General features: G+C 65.9%; 11 protein-coding genes and 1 pseudogene. 4 read left to right on the top strand and 8 right to left on the bottom strand.

The features are described from left to right. The first annotated feature begins 1446 nt into the window (after window positions 1-1446). The 4 genes from RPX00_RS44865 (at window position 1447) to RPX00_RS44850 (ending at window position 8998) form a co-directional block, all read left to right on the top strand. Window positions 1447-5616 (top strand): AAA domain-containing protein, encoded by a 4170-nt coding sequence (locus RPX00_RS44865; protein WP_406635114.1) that lies wholly within the window; start codon window positions 1447-1449, stop codon window positions 5614-5616. Continuing rightward, window positions 5613-6545 (top strand): hypothetical protein, encoded by a 933-nt coding sequence (locus tag RPX00_RS44860; protein WP_406635112.1) that lies wholly within the window; start codon window positions 5613-5615, stop codon window positions 6543-6545. Before RPX00_RS44865 ends, RPX00_RS44860 begins: the two co-directional genes overlap by 4 nt. 516 nt (window positions 6546-7061) lie before the next feature. Next, entirely contained in the window at window positions 7062-8243 is a 1182-nt protein-coding gene (locus RPX00_RS44855; protein ID WP_406635110.1) for a histidine kinase, read from the top strand. Beyond that, complete coding sequence (locus tag RPX00_RS44850; protein ID WP_406635109.1) at window positions 8240-8998, top strand: LytR/AlgR family response regulator transcription factor; 759 nt, start codon at window positions 8240-8242, stop codon at window positions 8996-8998. The genes RPX00_RS44855 and RPX00_RS44850 overlap by 4 nt, the downstream gene beginning before the upstream one ends. Before the next feature lie 707 nt (window positions 8999-9705). On the opposite strand, the gene RPX00_RS44845 is transcribed toward RPX00_RS44850, so the two are convergent. The 8 genes and pseudogenes from RPX00_RS44845 to RPX00_RS44810 form a co-directional block, all read right to left on the bottom strand. Continuing rightward, window positions 9706-10194 carry a hypothetical protein gene (locus RPX00_RS44845; protein WP_406635107.1) on the bottom strand — a complete coding sequence of 163 codons (489 nt, stop codon included), beginning with the start codon at window positions 10192-10194 and terminating at the stop codon, window positions 9706-9708. A gap of 501 nt (window positions 10195-10695) precedes the next feature. Then, window positions 10696-11448 carry an ESX secretion-associated protein EspG gene (locus RPX00_RS44840; RefSeq protein WP_406635106.1) on the bottom strand — a complete coding sequence of 251 codons (753 nt, stop codon included), beginning with the start codon at window positions 11446-11448 and terminating at the stop codon, window positions 10696-10698. Between the two features lie 9 nt (window positions 11449-11457). After that, a complete protein-coding gene (locus tag RPX00_RS44835) occupies window positions 11458-12840 on the bottom strand; it encodes a hypothetical protein (RefSeq protein WP_406635105.1) in 1383 nt (460 codons plus the stop codon). Then, a complete protein-coding gene (locus tag RPX00_RS44830) occupies window positions 12840-13478 on the bottom strand; it encodes a DUF3558 domain-containing protein (protein ID WP_406635103.1) in 639 nt (212 codons plus the stop codon). Before RPX00_RS44830 ends, RPX00_RS44835 begins: the two co-directional genes overlap by 1 nt. Further along, the gene (locus RPX00_RS44825; RefSeq protein ID WP_406635101.1) at window positions 13478-13936 is read right to left on the bottom strand and encodes a hypothetical protein; all 459 of its coding nucleotides are present in this window, start codon (window positions 13934-13936) and stop codon (window positions 13478-13480) included. Before RPX00_RS44825 ends, RPX00_RS44830 begins: the two co-directional genes overlap by 1 nt. A 708-nt stretch (window positions 13937-14644) precedes the next feature. Then, window positions 14645-16384: a DUF4209 domain-containing protein gene (locus RPX00_RS44820; RefSeq protein ID WP_406635099.1), complete on the bottom strand. Its 1740-nt coding sequence runs from the start codon at window positions 16382-16384 to the stop codon at window positions 14645-14647. 69 nt (window positions 16385-16453) lie between these two features. Next, window positions 16454-16669: pseudogene (locus RPX00_RS44815) on the bottom strand (ribosomal protein bL12); the annotation flags it as partial. A 1154-nt stretch (window positions 16670-17823) separates the two neighbouring features. Then, a complete protein-coding gene (locus RPX00_RS44810; RefSeq protein WP_406635097.1) occupies window positions 17824-19122 on the bottom strand; it encodes a DUF4041 domain-containing protein in 1299 nt (432 codons plus the stop codon). Between the last annotated feature and the right edge of the window lie 87 nt (window positions 19123-19209).

Genomic DNA, 19209 nt, shown 5'->3' with positions numbered 1-19209 from the left:
CGTGTCGTCGCAATGGGTGAATCGACGCTTGCTCTCGGCGAGGGGCAAGGATCGGGTTCAGCAACGGAGGTGCAGGTCGTTCGGAGGGTCGGGGCGAAGCGGTCGCGACTTGAGGAGGGCCTGTGATGAGTTCGCTGTGTGCCGGTGAAGTCGGTGAAAGCCCGTTGACGATGGTGGAGAGTCGTCTTCGTCACCCGCGGATGGCGAGGAGGTTCGACCGGGCGCTGGAGATCTGGTCTCGCACTGATCTCGTGCTGGCCGGGACTCCGAGCCCCGGCGCTCTCGCTCGAGTGCTGGCGGGGCGGCTTCCTCAGTTCGCTAATCCCGCGCAGAGTCATCGGCCTCGACTTCGAGATGGCGGGTTTGTTCGCGATAGACGTGGTCTGCGACGGTGAGGGCGACGTGCCGATTCCCGCCTCCGGCAACCGAGCATGGCGTTAGCGCGTCCTGCTTTCCCGGTGTGACGTCGCGATTCTTTCCCGAGCCTCAGGATTCGAACTCGATCGACGCGGGAAGTCTCTGACCTGTGAAAACAAGAACTTTCGGGTGCCCCGGGGATGCACTTCTGAAACCCGCGGTCGCAGGCTTCTGAGCTGCGGATTTGTTATGTGGCGGGGTCAGCGGGGGCGGCCGTTGGCTGGCGTGGGCGGCACTCCTGTTCGGAATCTCGCTTTCGCGCTGTGCGAATGTCGGGACCGTGTCGGCGCTGAGCATCTTCGCGTGGACGGCGAGCTGACTGCTGAGCAGCGGATGTGGCTGCGCTACCAGCAGGAGGTCGCGGTCGGCGTCGGCCGTCGGGTGCGGAGTTGGACCGTATGGCGGGACGCACAGCTACGGGCGGCGAGTCCTCCGGCGGCGGAGAGCGGCAGGCCGTCTCGATGCGGTTGCGGAAGTGTCGACAGCTGAGGATGGGCGGGGCGAGCTGTGAGCGGCGTTCCTTGAGGTCGGTGGCGCTTGCCAGCGGGCGGCCTCATAAGGAAATCGGTGATGAGCCGCTTGGCGGCATCGCGAGTGCGGGATCCGGGGATATCCGGACGACGTGCGAGACGGAATGCGGAGTAAGGCCCGCTCGATGTCGTTGAACCGGTGCGGGCAAGTCGTCCGGTGCGGTGGTTCCTGTCACGCTGCCTGTTACTGACAGTGAGTTGGGGTACGACAATCCAGCGGCTTTCCTGATCATGGCTTGTTCAAGAGGGAGGGCTCCTCGATCCTGTTCTACTGCTCACCGAGAGGGGGTGAGCGTGGCGATGGGGACTCGATGCGTCCGAACGACCCGAACGCTCGCCGCGAGGCGATCAAACTGGTGCAGTACCTCCAGGACATTGCGGCTTCGACCAGAGCGGACAGCTGCGACCTGGCTGATTTCGAGGATTGCTGGTGGCTGGCCGATCTGCCTGAGGGGTGCGGCTGCGGTCCGAGCCGGATTCCGACGGGGTGCTCCTGGCCGTGGACCTGGTTCCGCTGCCGTTGCCGCCTTCACTGCCGGCGGACCTCGCTGGACACCTCGACGGCCTGCAGTGGCAGGACCACGACGTAACCGAGGTCGATGTGCCCGACGAGTTGGCTGCCCGGATGTCCGATCCCGAGACAGGAGAAGAACTGGCGGCTGTTTGGCGCGCGGCGCGGGCTGCGAGGGACAAATGGCTGCGCCAAGTAGAGCGAGGTCGCCCGCAACGCCAGCTCTTCGAACAGTTGCTCGAAGTCGCCGGTCGGCTGGCGACCAGGGATGACGAGTTCGAGCTTGTGCTGTGCAGCGGCTTGGTGGCGGGTACCGCCGAGAGTGGCCGCCGCGTTTACCGGCATTTACTGGTCAAACGGATGTTCGCCCGAATCGGAGACGGCCATTCGCGGGTCACCGTCGGCCCGGTCGAAGAGGCGGCATTGACCATGGAGGACCGCCGGTTTCTCGCTCCGGTGCTCGGCGACCGGCTGGGCCGGGCGGACGACATCCGGGCGGAGATCGAGAACTCGGATCTGCTGCCGTCTGGCGAAGGGGCAGGCAAGTGGCTCGCCGATTGGAGCGAGCGCCTGCTGCCGGACGCGCCGCGCTACCGCGAGACCGCGGAACCGCCTCCTTCAGATCGTGTCGAGAGGTTGTCGGTGTCGGCGTCGCCGGCGCTGGTCTTCCGGCGACGTGACCGTTCCAGTGTGGCCGCCTTTCTGGAGGATGTGCTGGAGAAGCTGCGGGACGTCCATACCCCGGTGCCGCAAGCACTGGTCCAGATTCTTCACGATCTGACGCCGGAGGAACAGGAGGAGTGGGCGACCGCGGCCGGCAACTCGAAACGGCTCGGGGACAACCCGCTCTTCGTAAAGCCGTACAACCGTGAGCAGCGGCTTGTGCTGGACCGGGTTCGGCTCGACAACGGGGCGGTTGTGCAGGGGCCTCCGGGAACCGGGAAGACCCACACCATCGCCAACCTTCTGGTGGCGATGCTGGCGGAAGGTCTGCGAGTCCTGGTGGTCAGCCAGCGCGAGCAGCCGCTCGGTGTTCTCCGCGGCATGCTCCCGCCGGAACTGCGGAGCATGTGCGTCTCGCTCGCCGGAGGCAAGCGCGGTCGCATGAGTGAGCTCGAAGCGTGTGTTCGGGCGCTGTCGGAGTATTTGGCGAGCACGACCGAGACCCAGGCCGAGGCCCGGGTCGAGACGTGCCGTGAGCAGTGGAACCTGGCTCGGGCTAGGTTGCTCGCCGCGGAGAGCGATCTGGCTGCGTTGCGGGAATCGGAGTACACGGAGCACCCGCCGGTCGCTCCGGGGTATCAAGGGCGTTTGGCGGATATCGCCTCATCGGTACGGGCCGGACGCGACCGGTTCGGCTGGCTGCCGCAGCTGCCAGCCTCCGCACCTGCGGCTTGCCCGCTTCTTCCTGTCGAACTTGCCGAGCTGCGAGGGCTCCTCGAAGCGCACCCCGAGGGTCCGTGCCGAGCCGACCAGTCGGTGCCGCCGCCAGAGGAGGTCCATTCTCCGAAGCAGATTGCCCAGCTGTTCAAGAGCCTCGAGCTGCCGTCCGCTGTCCCGCAGGTCCAGGAGATCGCCGACCGGTGCGCGGCAGTTGACCCGGCGGAACTCGATCGGTGGCTGGCTGACCTCGGCCGGTTGGCGGAGATCGTCCGGCATCTGGACCAGCGTGCCGGAGCGAAGACCGAACGCTGGCTGCAGGGTGCGGTCTCGGACATGTTGTCCGGGAACAACCTGAACGCATGGCGAGAACTCATCAACCGCGCGCCTGCGGCCGAACAGCTTTCTTCCCGTTCGAGGAATCCGGTGCTGCGAGACGTGCGGCACGACGAGACTGATCCGGCAGTTATCCGGGACCTGCGCGACGAGGCACGGATCTTGCTGCGGGGCCTGCAGCATCAGCGGCCGTTCCGAACCAGGATCTTCCGCCACCTCACGGATTTCGGCAAGGAGACCGCGCTGGTCCGGCAGAAGTGCAGCTACCGGCAACGCGAACTGCGGACCGCGGAGTCCGCGGCCGCCGTCTACGACGTGCTCGACATTCTCACGACGCTGACCGACCTGGAACACGCGTGGAGTTTCGTGGTCTGGCTGGAGAGCCCGGCACCGGACCCGACCAACCGGCTTCGCTGGCTCGCTGCGGCCGAAGCAGCGCTGCCGATGCTGGCGGAACTCGGAAACATCGCCGTCGGTCTTCGCAGCAGCCTGGCCGAGAACCGGATTCTCGCCCTGTTGACGACCCGGGAAAGCTGGTTCGCGTTCCGGGATGGGGCACACCTGGCACGACGTCGGATGGAAGTCGCGGAGCACGAGAAATACCATGGTCAGCTGTTGGCGTGGTGGGAATACATCGCGGCGGCCGAGGATGCCGCACCGGAATCGGGCCGTATCGCGGCGGCTCTTCGTGCTCGAGACATCGACGCCTTCCGTGTCGCGGCTGAAGCGGTCGGGCAGGCCCGTACGACAATTTACCGGCATCGCCGGCTGCGTGACCTGTGCGAACAGCTGCAAGAGGGACATCCGGACTTTATGTCCGTGCTAAAGGAATCCAGTCAGAACGAGGCGTGGGAAGAGCGCTTCGCGGTGGTGGGCGACGCGTGGAACTGGGCTGTGGCCGAACGCTTCGTCCGCGATCAGCACCGACCGGGCTTGGACGCAATGCGTGAAGCGGATCTGGCGGCAGCGAAGGAGTCGTTGCGCGCCGCGGCGGAAGAGCTTGCCATCGCGCAGGCGTGGTCGAGTTGCTTGTCTACAATGGATCCGTCGGCGAGGCGTGCGCTTCGCTCCTACTCTCATTTCGCGCAGCGACAGGGCGGCAGAGGGAAGCCTGCTGCGCGGAATCAGAGGTCGGCGCGTTCGGCCATCGTCGACGCGAAGTCCGCCGTCCCGGCCTGGGTCATGACAATCGACGAAGCGGCGGATCTGTTTCCCGCTGAGCAGAACAGTTTCGACGTAGTGATCGTTGACGAGGCGAGCCAGGCGGAGCCGACATCCTTATTCTTGCTCTGGCTGGCGCAGCGGGTCATCGTGGTCGGTGACGACAAACAATGCAGTCCGTTCAGCAGCCAGCGCGGGCTGGAACCGGTGATCGCGCGGTTGAAGGCCGAGTTCCCGAACGTCCCCGACCACGTCCGCGAGATTCTGCTGCCGCACGGAAATCTCTACGACATCCTGAGCACCGCCTTCCCTTCGGTGGTTCGACTGCGCGAGCACTTCCGGTGCATGCCCGAGATCATCTCCTGGTCGTCGAAGGAGTTCTACAACGACGACCTCGTCCCCTTGCGTCAACACGGGACAGACCGGCTCGAGCCCGTTCAGATCCGATTCGTTCCGGACGGTCAGACAACCGGGAGCTCCGAGACCCTCACAAACCGGGCCGAAGCCGCGTACGTCGTCGATTTGCTGGCCGATTGCCTGGAGGATCCGGCGTACGAGGGAAAGTCCTTCGGCGTGATAGCAATGCAAAGCGCCAAACAGGTCAAAGTGCTCGACCAGCTGATCCGGAAGCGCATGCTCGCCTCCGAGATCGAGGCTCGAGACATCCGTGTCGGAGTCGCGCAAAGCTTTCAGGGAGACGAACGCGACGTCATGCTGGTGTCAACTGTCGCGGCCGGTCGAACTCAGACCATCCGCAACGACCCCCGGTACGACAGGAGGTTGAATGTCGCCGTCAGTCGTGCCCGGGACCAGCTCATTCTCGTGACCTCGCTGGGAGAAAGCCTTGACGGTGAAGACATCCGGCGTCGGATGCTGAGTCACTACCAGGAACTGGAGAGCCCCTCTCCGGACCTCCTGGACATCACCGGCGTTTCTCCGGCACAGCTCGCGACGCCGTTCCGGTCGTTGTTCGTCCAGCAGGTGTACCTGGCTGTGCGAGGCCGCGGCTACGACGCGGAGCCGCATGTGGACATCGGCGGCCGGCCGTTGGACATCGTCGTTCGTGGCCGAGTGCGGTCCGTGGTGATCATGTGCGACGAGTACCGGGGGCTCAAGACCGAACGCAGACGCAGGGACGACGAATCCCTCCGCGAGCTGAGCCGTGCGGGGTGGCCGTTCTGCCGGGTTGTGCACAGTCAATTCGTTCTGGACCCCGAGGAGGCTTTGGACGTCGTCTGGGAAGCCCTGAACGCGGAAAAGATCGAGCTGGCGGAGGCATGAGCGTGGACACCATCGACGAACAGACCTTGATCGCGGTCGCGGACCTCATCTGCGGTGACGGCACCATGTTCTACCGGAAAGCAAACGAACTCGCGGAGTTCTTCCGGCGCGCGGGCTGGAAAGAGGTCACCGGGTACGACGGGGACACTCGCAAGTCGTGGACGGTCGCTCATCTTCTCCGTCGGCAGAACGAGCCCGACGCGATCGAACAGGTGCTCACCAGGCTGACCGACCCTCGCGAGTACCCCCACGACCGAGAATCGGCTGACGAAGTCCTGGACGGGCTCAACCTTCTCCTCGAAGTCGAGAACCTGCATGTTGAACTGGACGAGGACTTGCGCCCGGTCGTCAAGAACGGCCGGGTCGCGCCGAAATCCGTGCCTGAGGACATCAGCCGGCAGAAACTGCAGTACTCGATCGAAGAGATCATCACCGACCAGGCTCTCGTGCCGTTGCTCAACCAGCGCATTGTCGAAATCGAAAAATGCCGGGCGAACGGCTGCTACCTGGCTGCGATGTTCCACCTCGGAGGCGTAGTCGAGGGGCTGCTCATGGACGCGGCAGCGAGTCGCCCGATCCCGGACGAGATCTGGGACGAGCCTGAGGCGAAGGCCGAGCGCGTACGGCGAGCGCCCGCGGACAAACTCACGCTGCACTCGTTGATCTATGCCGCGCATCGGCTTCGGTGGATCGACACGGACGCCTACCGCATCATGGGCGGGCTGCGCAGCATCCGCAACCTCGTTCATGTGCACGCGCAGCGGAAATCGCCTGGCGACGTGCCCGACCAGGATACTGTGGACATGTATTGGCCGGTGTTCATCGGGACGGTCAACGATCTCGGCCGCACACGCCCGGGCGGGCCGGTTGCGGGCCGAGCGGAGCCGCCCGACGATCCTGCGGGCCCGTGGGCACGCCGTAGGCGGTGACTTTTCAGCCGAAGCGATTCAGCAGCGGTCGGCGGGTTCGCGTGGAAGTGAGCCCGCCATTGAGTTGTCCGACAAGGCATCAGGCCAATCTGTACGCCTGTGCGCGGCGTCCGAGCAGTTTGTCGCGAAGCCCGCATCGCGCACGACGCCGAGTTCTTCCATTTCGCCTTGTCCTGCGGCAGGGGCTCGGCGCGCGAGGTTGAAGCGCTTCTGGTGCGGTGCCAGATCAGAGTGCTTCCGTTTCAACCCGGTGAGGACGCCGGACCGCCCGCGACCGGCATCGCCGCAGCAGCGGAAACGAACCATCTCCGGTTTGTGCGGGATCTGCCCGAGGTGTGCGGACAGCATTTCGATCGCGACTTTCCGTCACGAGCGAAACCCTGGCGGCGATGTCGCGGTGCCTTTGAGGTGGCTGTAGCGGGAGCTGGAGAGGAGGCACAGTAGACGTCGCGGTCGCTGATGGAGCGTTCTCCGTCGAAGGTGGCTCTCCGTTACGCTTGGCCGCAGGGAGGTGCCGTGGTCGTCGCGCTTGCTGTGCTGTCGGCGGTGTCGACTGCTGCTGCGGTCTGGTTCTACCTGCGTGGCCGACGTCGGAATGGGGTATCCCCGGAGGCCGTGTACAAGCTGCTGCACGCAGCACCGATCCTGCAGGAAGGCTTGACGGCGGACGCGGCCGGTCGGGTCGCTCAGCGGCTTCACGACGTGCTGGGCTGCGTGGCGGTCGGCCTCGCTGACGCCGACGGGACATTGCTGAGCTGGGAAGGCGGTGCCGCTCAGCACTATGCCGACCTGGCCTTCGACCTCGATGCCGCATGCCGCACCGGACACCGGCGGTTGGTGGCGCACAGCCAATTGCCGTGTCCGGATGGCCGCTCGTGCGGAATGCGGGCGGCCGTGGTCGTTCCGCTGGTTGTCGACGGGGAGACCGCTGCCGCGCTGATCGTGGTGGTCGACAGCCACAGCCGGCAAGCGATGGTGCACGCGGAGGCGGTCGCACGGATCGTCGGCGTCCAGCTTGAGTTGGCTGGGTTGGAAAAAGCCAAGGCGGAACAGCAGACGGCGGAGATCAACGCCCTGCGCGCGCAGATGTCCCCGCATTTCGTCTTCAACGCACTGACGGCAATCGCCGAGCTCATCCGAAAGGATCCGGACGAGGCGAGAGAACTGCTGATGGATTTCGCCGACTTCTGCAGGTACTCGTTCCGCGCTCCCGGGACATACACCACGTTGGCGGAGGAATTCCGCAACATCGACCGGTATCTGACCATCGAGAATGCAGTGCGCGGCGGAAAGCTCACGGTGCGGATGAAGGTCGCGCCCGAGGTGCTCGGCGTCGTGGTGCCTTACCTGACCGTTCAGCCGCTGGTCGAGAACGCGGTCCGGCACGGGCTTGTCCGGCGGCCGCGGGGCGGCACGGTCACGATTATCGCCGAAGACGCCGGTGCGGAGGCGGTCGTGAGCGTAGAGGACGACGGCGTCGGGATGGACCCTCGGCAGCTCCAGGAGGTCACCCGCCATCTCAAAGCCGGCAGCCACGTCGGTCTCGGCAATGTCAATCACCGGATGCGGAGCATTTTCGGCGAACATTACGCCTTGACGGTCGAGACCGCTCCCGGCGCGGGCACGAAGGTCACCCTGCGGGTGCCGAAGTTCAATCTCGGAGCGCGCCCGCGCCTCAACCTGCCGGACGAACCGTGAGCCCGGGCTTGCGGGCGCTCGCGGTGGACGACTCCCCGCTCGCGCTGGAGCGGCTCAGCAGGCTGCTGCGCGAGAACCCTCGCATTGCCGAGGTCAGCGCGGCCGACGATGCCAGCGAGGCGCTGAAGCTGGTCATGGGCGTGCCTCTCGACGTGGCTTTCATCGACATCCAGATGCCCGGGCTGAGCGGCCTCGACCTCGGCCGGGTCCTGGCGAGGCTGGCCGCGCCCCCGCTGATCGTCTTCGTCACCGGCTACGAGGAACACGCAGCCGACGCCTACGACCTCGGCGCGGTCGACTACATCCGGAAGCCGGTCAGCGCCGACCGGCTGGCCACCGCGGTGAACCGGGTGCTCAAGATGCTGCCGTCGGCTGAACGGGCGCCGAAACCGGCTCCGGACGCGTTCGCGGCGCTGCCTGTCGAAGCGCGGGGCCGGACTCGTTACGTCAAGCGACGCGAGGTCCTCTTCGTCGAGGCCTGCCGGGACACGGTCAAACTGCACACGTCCTCCGGCATCCACACCGTGCGGATGCCGCTCTCCCAGCTGGCCGAATCCTGGGAGGAGGCCGGTTTCGTCCGCACCCACCGCAGCTATCTCGCCGCCGTCGCGGCGATCACCGAACTGCGCAGCGACCCCGTCGGCGGCCTGGTCGCCCACACCGAACTCGGCGACGTCCCGGTCAGCCGACGGCACGCCCGGGCCGTGCGCGATCGGCTGTTCGAGGCCGCGCGGACGGACGAACCCGAGCACTGACGCCGCTCGTGAGCCCGTTCGTACCGCTGGTTGACCGCTCGTCGTCTCGGCCAGGGCAGAAATCGGTCTGAGGTGCGGAGCACGCAGCAGGTTTTCTAGCCTGGTGTTGTTCACCGGCAATCCCGAGCCAGAAAAGAACTCACAATGGTGTACGTCATCCTCGTGGCGATGATTCTGCTGTCCTTCCTCGCTGCCCTGCACATTTGTGCAGAAGTCCCGGCGAACGCTGCGCCTCGCTGTCCTCGGCTTCCGACTCGAGTCCAGCCCCGACAACATTCAGAGAGATAAGGCACAGAAGTCGTAAGGCACCGGTCAATCTTCGATCAGCGCAAGGAAGAACTCTAATACCGCAGGGATTCGCAAAGACGTATTACCGTAGTAAAGGGGGCGTTCGGATCCTCGCCTGTCGCGGTGCTCGAGTTTGCGGACCTCCGCGCCCAGGGTGGAGGCTGGATACGAGACATCGCCTGTACTGCTCCGATCGGGTCGGGGAGAGCGGATGCGGTCTGCCAGACATGCGGAGCGTGCCGTCGCGATTCCCTCGATCATGGCACTGACGCTGGTGGACGCGTTCCGTGCGTATGCGTCGCTTCGCGGCCCAGCTCGTCGTCGAACCGCCGAGCGCCACCTGCGGCAGACCGCGCGGTGAGCCTGCCGAGCGGAATCCTCGGTGTGGCCCGGTGTTGGCCACAGGTGCGATGAGGCGGTTAGTCCGGATAGTGGCCGCCGAGCCGCCGCCAGTGCGCGACCAGGTCCGGTTGCACTGGTGCCGCCAGAACCTCAGCGAGGTCTTGCTCGGCTTCCCGAGCGACTTTTTCCGTAGCTTTTCGCACATCTTCGTCGAGCCGTTCGCCTGACCCGATCGATCCGGGGAACATTCGCTCGATCATCTGCATGCTGGTGCTCGCTCGAAGCTTTGCTTGAGCGTCGTCGAGCCTGATCTGGCTGCTTCGCAGCTCGTCCGCCCGCCCCAGATCCAAGGTGTGAACGACATCGAGAACGATCCCAGCGCGCGTCGGAACGCCGTGACGGACCGCGATCCGCAGGAGGTCGTTGCTGAAGCCGCGAGCCTCGGCCGGCAGCCATGGCAGATTCTCAAGGTCAGCCTCGGGACGTTCACGGACCAGATCAAGCGTGCGACCACCGGGGATATCGCACCAGGTCACAGCAGCCGGCGGGCAGATTCGGTAGAGCATGCGAGTGCCTTTCGTGCCTCCGCGAGGAGGCATTCTGCCAAGTGATGAAGGTTGGGTTCGATGTCCAGTAAATCGAACTAGTCGCCGCAGTCTGTTACAGCGCACGAACGTCGGGGGAGAAGGTGTATGGCGGGAATCGCAAGCGCCATGCCCTCGGACTTCGCCTGCTGGGCTCCGACAAGGTTGCTATAGCGTCAGCTGAGTCTGGTTGCTGCTTTTCTTCCGGGTATCGACGGCGAGGTTTACCAAGTTCCTTGAGCAGCCAGTGCCCGGTCGGCAGCACCGGCTAAGATCGAGAACAAGGTTCGCCGAGGATTGCCTCGGATTCCATTTGCCCGGTGTTGCCGACCCCAGGCTGATCGGCCCGACGGTGACGCCCCCAACGTGCCCGAGCCGGTGCTGAACGCGGAAGAGGCGACCGCGGGTGTCTGCGGCAGGATCACCGTCTGTCCCGGGTAGCCGCATCGGATTGCGTATGCCAGGGGGCCGCGATCCATGGGTTCAGGTGAGTCCGTTGAGGGTGAGGTTGAGCGCGTCGACGAGGTTGGTGCGGTTGCCGCTGCATACGGTGGCTTCTAGCCCGCCGTCGGGAGCGTCGCTGGTGAAGGCGAGCACGCGGCCTGCGCGGGTGAGGTCGTAGACGGTCAGGGCCGTGCTGTGGACCCGGTCGGCACTGTGTCCGACCGCGGCGTGGAGCTTGTGCACGGCAGTGCGTTCGCTTCGCAGGAGATGGCGCAGGTCGTCGGCGTGGCCGGACATTTCCGAGAGCGGGTCGACGTCAGTGTCCTCGAGATAGGTCGTGGGGATCCGCAGGGTTGTCATCCGGGCTGGCGGGTGTTCCGGCAGGGCCTCGACCAGTGCGGTGGCGAGGTTGCGGGGCGGGATCGGGTCGAGCCGGATCGACTGGTGGTCGGTGATCAGCCGGATGGCGTCGCGTCCGGCCGCTGCGACGAAGAACGCGCCGTCGTCGTGCGGGCGGTGGGTGAACGCGGTCCAGGAGTAGCACTCGCGGGCGGGTGCGGCGAGCAGTTCCAGGGTGGCCCGGAATTGCGGGGTCAGCCGGTGGTCCGGGGTGGCGAGTCCGAGGGCGGCGAACCGGTCCATCGCTCGCCGCTCTCGCTCGGCGGCGAATTCGGCGGTCATGTAGGCGTGTTCTGGGGTCACCACGATGGGGAGGCTGGTCAGGCCGGTGTAGTTCCAGGCGGCGAAGAACGCCGGTCGCGGCATCCGGACCGGTCTGTCGATGATCGTCATCGGCGCGGGTCAGCCTCCGATGGTGGGCGGGGTCGGCGGCAGGCCGGTGCGCGGGTCGCGCAGCCGGCCGTCCTCGTCGTCGGTGAGGTCGAACGCGGAGTCGTCATCCAGCCCGTACTTGCGCTGGTGTTCCTTGTCTTCCTCGCCTTTCCCGCCCTTGCCGCCGCCGGCCATGCCACCCATCCCGGGTGTTCCCTTGGCACCGGCCGCGCCTCGGGCCGCGGCCGAGTTCGCGCCTCCGCGGGCCGCCGGCTCTTCCGCGGCACCGGAACCCGCGCCCGGTCCAGCGGACCCGCCGGCTCGGCCGCCCGTGCTTCCGCCGGGATTGCCCGGGCTGTTCCCGGGCAGTCCGCCGGTGGGTCCGAAGCCGCCCGTGGGTCCGAAGCCTGCGGCGAACCCCGGCGGCGGGTTGCCGCCGTTGGCGCCTGTGCCGGTGTTCGGCAGCGCGGGAGGTGCCCAGCCCGGGCTGTTCGGGCGCTCGTATGCCGGCGGTGTCCATCCGGCTGTGGTCGTCCCGTCGCCGGGTCCGTCTCCAGGCTGGTAGTGCGGCGGCCCCGCCGCGTCCCTGGCCGGCGGCTGGTACTGCACCGGAGCCGACGGCGGCGGAGGGGGAGCGAACGACTGCGCCGGCCCGCTGGTCCCCGGAGCTGCCACGGGCGGCTGGTGGCCGCCGCTGCGCAGGTGAGGATTGTCCGGGCCTGCCCTGTGGTCCACCGGCTCCTGGGGTTGCGAGCTGATGTCGACGTTGCCGTCGCCGAAGTCCTGCAGCTGCCCGTAGTCGATCTTCAAGCCTTGGCCCGCGGACTTCGCGGTGTCCGCGTAGGTGTTGTACTTGTCGAGATTCTGTTGCGCGATCTCGTTGTACTGGTTGATTTTCGCTTCGGTGTCGGTGGTCCGCCAGAACTGTGCCTCGTCCAGGAACGTCCGGTGCGGCGGAGTCTCGGGCATCGGCCGCAGCGACGCCTTCAGCTGGTCGAACCCGTGCGCCAGGCCGCTGGCGTTCTGCGAGTTCGCGGTGAAGGTCTGCGACGCGGCCTGCGACACGTCCGCCAGCGGCTTGATCCGCGCCTGCGCGGCGTCCGCGCCGCCGCCGGTCCAGGACGATTCCATGCCCGACATCAGCTGCTGCACGCGGCCGCTGACCTGCGCGTGCTGCTCGGCCAGTTCCGCGGCCTGGTCGGCGCCGCCGTGCCAGTCCGGCGCGCCCTTGCTCGCCATGATCTGCTTGACCAGTTCCGACTGGGGCACGGCCTGCTCGCCGAGGTTGCCCTCGAACAGATCGCCGAACCATCCGCCCACGTCGCTGGCTCGGTCCCCGACCCACTCGACGGCGCCTTCGACGGCGTGCCCGACGGCTTTCGCCGCGTCGCCCAGGACATCGAAGATCGACATCACGAACCCGCTTTGTGCTTCAGATTCGTCATCACCCGCTGGGCGGCGACGTTCGCCACGTAGCAGGGGTCGACGGTTCCCTTTTTCGCTGCGCTGAGGCCGATGGAGACGTCCACGGTCCGCTGGTCGTTGATCCCGATGGTGACCTGGCAGAACTCGTCGGGGGAGTCGCTGCTCTGCGTCACGTGCGCGACAGATGGGAACCCGAGCACCTCGGATTCCTTCCACACCACCGACTTCGGCTTGGTGTTCGCGTACCACGAGCTGAGCCCGTCGTCGCTCTTGGTGTCGTAGGCGACGTCGACGTAGGAACCCTTGCCGCTGTTGATCCACGTGCAGCTCGGGCCCAGGCTGGACTTGGTGTCGGGCGAGCCTTGCGGGGCCTGGCCGATGATCTCGTTCAACTGCGCCGTGGTGAGGCCGCCGTCGCAGGGCGAACCGTCCAGGATCGTCGACGGCAGCGGGTTCGCGACCTTCGGCGCGCCGCTGTGCGGCAGCGCGGCCGCCGCGGACGTGTTTGTCGATGCACCTGTGGACGTCGGCACGGCGGAACCGGAATTGCCAGGGGAACTGCAGCCGGCCGCGACCGCGGCGAGCACGACCAGTCCAGCGGCTTGCATGAGCGTGCGCGAACCCATCAGGCGAGTCCTCCGCCCGAGTTCGCGGCGTTCTGCACCGCTCCCGCCGCGTCGTCATCGCTGCCCTGGGTGATGTGCAGGGCCTTCTCCAGCCGCTCGATCAGCGTCGAGACGTAGTCGCGTTCACGCTGAATGTGGCCCAAGCCGTGGCCGAACGCGCTGGCACCCGCGCCTGATCCTGAAAGTAGCGCGTTGTAGCCCTTGCTTGCAGGGTCCTCGGCTGGCGGGCTCAGGTGCGTGAGACGTTCTGCTTTGGGGATCATCTTCGCCAGATCGTCGCGGATGCCGCGCGCCAGGTTCAGCATGCTCATCGCCTCATCATGGCTGAGGCTGAATCCCTGCCCGCTCGAACCCGGACCGCCGCCCGCGGCAGCCCCGCCTCCGCCACCCGGCGGGTCCCCGATGTTGAACATCAGGCCGTCAAGCCAGCTGCCTGCTTTCGACGCAGGTTGACCCACGATGCGCACCCCTCAAGCGACATGTCACCACCACGGTGGGGCATCCGGCGCGAGACCTCCCCAACAATCACTGTAATCGATCAGTAACGCCAAGGTGCGAAAACCGCCTACTTCGTCGCTGACCAGCGGATCGCTGCGGCGGAAAGACAGTCGATGGCGGTGGTCAGATGCAGGTTGGCGGAGCTAAGGGCCTGGACCGGAGAAGCGGTCGACACACGCTCGTGGCGCGGATGCCGGCCAAGACGGCGCGCCTGCCGACTGTTGGCGCGACTGGTGCCGGCTGTCGTCGAGCACCGGGCAGGAGAATCGGGGGTGCAGGCCTGCCGGTGACGGGTCAGTTGAAACGGGCCTAGTCGTCCGGTTTGGCCCGCTCGATCTCTCTCCCTCGGGGAATTAGGAGAGCACGGGTGCCTCGGGGCGAGCCAGCATTCAAGCGCAAGCGTAGACGTGTTCTGGAGAAATCTGTTGCCCGCACGACAACGGCGAGAGGCTCCACTCATGATCGAACTTCTGTTGCTTCAAGTGAGGTCTCGACCGTCGGTGCTGTGACGTTTCATGGCGATCCATTTGTAGCGAGCGCGTCACCGAGTCGGGAATGCGCTGCGACAGACGCTCGCGGAGGTGGTGTTCCGGTCGTGCCCGGAGGGCATGGAACCGGAGCCCGGTTTGATGTGGGCAAGAACCTGAGCCAACGACGAGTTCGGGTTCCTAGGCCTCGACGACACCCGGCACCGAGCCACCCTTCCGGCGCGGGGTGAGAGTCGCAACGTACATCGCTGCTTGGACCATCATGGCGGCGATCGGGGCAGAAACTTCGTCGACGAATCCGTGTGCCAGTTCGTTCCGCAGGTTCAATCCTGTCGGTCCGGCCAGGAGCGTGGTGAGGTATCTGTTCCAGGATTCGGCGAGGCCGTGCTTGCCGAGTATCGGTAGCAGGGTTCCGAGTCCGACGTACTTGCCGGGCGTGCTTTTCCGTTGGGTCAGGTAGACCGGCTCGTCGACGGTCCTGGCGAGAGACCGCAGCATTGTCTCGATCTTTGGCGCGAGAAGGTAGGCGCAGGGTTCGTAGTCCTGGTGCCAGTATCTGGTCAGGCTGTCCGCCAGTACCCGAGGCAGGTCTGGCGGCAGCGAGGCATGTTCGGCGAAGAACTCCTCGACCTCCTCGCGGATCGGGCGGTGGAGCGTCCCGATCTCCTGCAGCGCTTTGGCGTAGAGCGGCGCGACCACTTGTATCCGGAAGAGTTCCACATCGGTTAGACGCTGTAGTTCCTGATCGTCTTCGCTCTGTGGTTCCCAACGCGGCAATCCGTCTCCGCCGATTTTGGCGTGCGGGAGCATCGAGTACAGCGGGGCCTCTTTCTTGAGGTTCTCCACCTGTATGCGGTTGTCGTCGGTGTGCCCGCTCGGAGGTGCTCCTTGCTCGCCGTTCGCGAAGCGCACGAGGCAGGCGCGCCAGTCGTCACCCTGGGTGAAGTAGCCGACCCACTTCCTGATCTCCTCGTCGGAAACCTCGATGGGCACACTGAAGCTCTGCATCTCCAGGTCTTCGATGCCGATTGCTTGCATAGCTGTTGTGGCTGCGGCGAGCAGGTCGGTCTGCCCGTGGTCTCTGGCGTAGTCGACCGCCTTGGTGAGATGGCCGAGCTTCTGAAGTCCGGACGACGCGTCCGCAGCCGTGGTCCAAATGCCGACGATCTCACGGTCGAGTACCTGCAGAGCGTCTTTGTCGCCCTTCGCGCGGCGGCGCTGCAACATCGCTGCGTCGACTTCGATGTACGGGTCTCCAGCGTAGCGGGTTCGAGCTGCCTTCAAGAGTTCGTCGACGTCTGCCGGAGGATTCTTTTCCTCAACGAGACGGCCGAGCAGACGCAGCGTCACGCCGGGCTTGCGTTCATTGCTGCCGAGGCATTCGCGGATGTTGGAGATGGTCTGCTTCACCGCATCGTCTGCGCGGCTTTCGAGCTTCATCTGCCGGGCGATGTCCAGTGCGCGGATCACCGCGCGTGCACGGTAGAGCGAGTCCCAGTTTGCGCCGCCTAGCTCGAGGTATGCGGAACAGGCCTGCTCGGCGTGCTTGTGCTTGGGTTGTCGGCCGAGAGTGAAAAGAAGATCGTGCAGGCGCGCACGAACTGAAGCCGTCGTGGCGACTGCTGCGACGCTCGCCCAGAGGTCGGCCACGGTCGGCGGCAGTTGGGCGAGGGGCATCAAGTGCGCGGTGTGGAACACGGGGTTGCTGTTTCCGTCGACGCGATCCTGCAGCCGGTAGTCGAAGGCGACTGCGACGGTGTCGACGTCCGCGGCTTCCCGCTTGTCCGTGAGCGCGGAGGAGATTTCGTACCAGCCGCGCTTAGCGCCCGCGGCAGCGGCGTCCGCGAGGCCGGCGAGTTGCACGATCCTCTTCGAGGATAGATCGAATTCTGGATCTTCCTGCGGCGTATTCGACGTCATGCGGATTCTGCCCCTCGCATACCAGACTGTCGTGGCATTTTTTAGGCCGCGTTTCCGTGTCCGGGGTTTCTAGTTACTGTTTACTACGACGATATCCGCGCCAGCACGCTCGAGCGTGACCTTGACGTTGTCCGCTTGCTCCCAGTTGACGCGAGTGAGCAGCGGACATGGTGCCGATTCGACGAGCTCTTTCGCTTCCTTGAGCCCCAGTCCGTTCACGCACTCGCGGACGACCTTGATCACCTGGATTTTTCTGTCACCGGGGTCGGCGAGGACGACGTCGAAGCGGCCGGTGCGGTTGATCGGGTTGTGCTGTGCCGGGAGTTCGTCGAGGTCGACGGCGTCGATGAGGGCTGCGAGGTCTGGCTCGTCGGAGGTGGACAGGGCTGCGAGCTGCTGACTCGGACCGGTCGTCCTGAGCCGGAGTTCGTCGCTGGCGTCGTTGACGATCGTGGCCGCGTCGGCGCTGTTCCATTGGATGCCGTTCAGCGCTTCCCTGGTGAATCGGGCGGCGAGGATCGCTTCGGCGTGGATATGTCCGTAGGCGTCGGGTGCGGTGGCGCGCAGCGCGATGATGCGCTGGCTGAGCAGTCCGGGTGCGACGGCGAACGCTTCTCTCGCCGTCGTCAGGACGTAGCCGCAGACCATCAGCGTGTAGAGGTCGGCGAGTTCGCGCTTGGTCAGCTTCTTCAACGAGAGGTTCCCCGCCGCCGTCGTTGTGGGACAACGTTCGGGGAGCGCGGAGGGGCTCGGAACCAGGACCGCGATGGACGCTTCGCCGTCCTCGACGCCGATCGGTGCGGCGGCGGCATCGTTGTCCTCGAAGGCTTCGGCGAGCGTGCCCATGACGACGTCCGGATCGTTGTCGAGCAACCGTTGCCACAGCCCGTCGAGTTCGGCCTGCTGCTGGTCGCGGAGCCTGCGATGCTCCTCGCGAAGAGCGGCTAATTCGGCCTGCGCTGCTTGCTCGCCGACGGCCTTCGCCTGCTTGCGTGCTTGGCGTGCGAATACGCCGATGCCGGACAAACTGGATTTCCGATGCCGCTCGAAGATCTCGCGCTCGTCCGGGTCGGCTGGCTCCGGGGCGACGGGGCGTCGAGCTTCGGGGAAGGCCGGTCGATGCAGGGTGAGGATGGCTTGCAACGCCGAGGCCAGTGCTTCGGCCTGCTGGGCTTTGACCGCGGCCGCGAGCGACCTGGACGACGTCGCGGTGGAGGTTCTGCGGGCAGGCGTTCGCTGGCTGCCGCCGAGTGACGTGGAGAACCCCACCGGGCCGACGCCCGTCGAGATGCTCGCACGACCGCCGCCGACGTGGACCCGGGCGGCTCGTGGCCCGACGCTGGCCCGCAGCCCTCGGCTGGATGCCCTGATGCGCACGCCCGGAGTCAACTTCACTGAGAAGCCCATCCCCAGTACCTCCCTGCCTGTGCGGTTGCCTGCTACGACGCCGCAGGGACAGATAACTCGTCGTTGCCGCGGGCCAACTGCCTGCTGGTGCGCCATTCCTGCGCTTCGGGCTCCTCGACGTAGTCGACGAGGTTGTCCTTCAGCCCCAGGTCTTCGAGGATCGCGAGGATCTCGGATGGAGTAGCGTAGAAGAACTCGCGCCGAAGGTTGACCCGGTTGACGCGGCGGTCGGCGAGGTGCTGGTGCAGCCGTGTTTCGAGGCTCACCGCGTCGGCGTCGAAGATCTTGGCGTGGACGTCGAACCCGAACGGGACCGAGGCGTCGCCGAGTTCGCGGACGCGTTCGAGCGGATCGAGCCGCCGGGTCAAGCCGATCTTGACGACACCGTCGCCGAAGGAGCCGACGTTGGAGATTACGTAGACCCAGCCGGTGCGGATGTTCGCCTCGCGTTCCTCGACGCCTCTGATGGCGTCGCCGATCTCGTCCAGTTTGGCCTGTGCTGCTTCGGCTTGCTGGTCGTCGCCGGACTCGGCCCACTTCTGCAGGACGTTGCGCCAGTGCGCTTCTTCCTTCGCCAGCCTGGCTTTTTCGCGCTCGAACTCTCGCTGAGCCTGCTGTTCGTCCCGTTGGCGTTCCCGTTCGGCGCGGATGCGTTCCTTTTCTTCTTCGACCTTGGCGAGGTGGTCGGCGGTGAGTTCGAGTTCTTCGAGCCGCAGCCGGTGATAGCTGGGGGAGATGTTGATGTTCATGGTCTTGCCGAGGCGCGAGATGATCTCGCGGGTCTTGCTCAACCGGTCTTTGGCGGAGTCGAGCCGGTAGGGGCGCATGGATCGCACGCAGTTGTCGGCTTCGGCGTTGTAGGCGCGCAGCATCAGTTTGGAGAAGTCGCGGACCATGCGCTGGCCTTGGACAGCGGAGCCGTTGACCGTCCAGTCGGTGCTGGCGGTGATCGCGTGGTTGTTCTTCGCGGAGACTTTGATGGAGTCCTTCAGCCGCTGCAGCGCTGCTTTGTAGGCGACGGCGTCGGCGAGCCGGTGCCGGAACTCGTAGATTCCGGCCTCCTGGAGCAGCGCGATCTCCTCGGTCTCGACGATTTCGCCGCGGATCGACGCGAGCTTCGCGGATGCCTCGTCGACCTGCCGCTGGATCGAGGCAAGGTGGGCTTTCGCGCCGTCTCGGTCCTGTACCTGTGTGTCTCGCTGCTTCTGCGCCTCTTGCTTGAGTTCGGCGAGAGTCTGGCGCATCTGCCGGATTTCTCGCTCGGCCTCCAGAGCGTCCCGGCCGCGGAGTTGTGCGTATTTGGTCTTGAGGTCCGTCAGTTCCGCGTTCAATGAAGCTTTGTGTGCGCTGAGTTCACGGACTTGTGAGACGGCTTGGTGGAACTTGGCGGTCTCCGCGGCCAGTTCGGCTTCGAGTTC

The sequence above is a fragment of the Amycolatopsis sp. WGS_07 genome (assembly GCF_045278895.1).
Taxonomy (GTDB): Bacteria; Actinomycetota; Actinomycetes; order Mycobacteriales; family Pseudonocardiaceae; genus Amycolatopsis.
Note: the sequence above shows the minus strand (reverse complement) of the source record. Positions and strands in the feature narration are given on the sequence as shown.

Bases quoted from the DNA above. Each gene is read 5' to 3' on its own strand.
- RPX00_RS44860 (WP_406635112.1), top strand. From the start codon at position 5,613: ATGAGCGTGGACACCATCGACGAACAGACCTTGATCGCGGTCGCGGAC.
- RPX00_RS44845 (WP_406635107.1), bottom strand. From the start codon at position 10,194: ATGCTCTACCGAATCTGCCCGCCGGCTGCTGTGACCTGGTGCGATATC.
- RPX00_RS44840 (WP_406635106.1), bottom strand. From the start codon at position 11,448: ATGACGATCATCGACAGACCGGTCCGGATGCCGCGACCGGCGTTCTTC.
- RPX00_RS44835 (WP_406635105.1), bottom strand. From the start codon at position 12,840: ATGTCGATCTTCGATGTCCTGGGCGACGCGGCGAAAGCCGTCGGGCAC.
- RPX00_RS44830 (WP_406635103.1), bottom strand. From the start codon at position 13,478: ATGGGTTCGCGCACGCTCATGCAAGCCGCTGGACTGGTCGTGCTCGCC.
- RPX00_RS44820 (WP_406635099.1), bottom strand. From the start codon at position 16,384: ATGACGTCGAATACGCCGCAGGAAGATCCAGAATTCGATCTATCCTCG.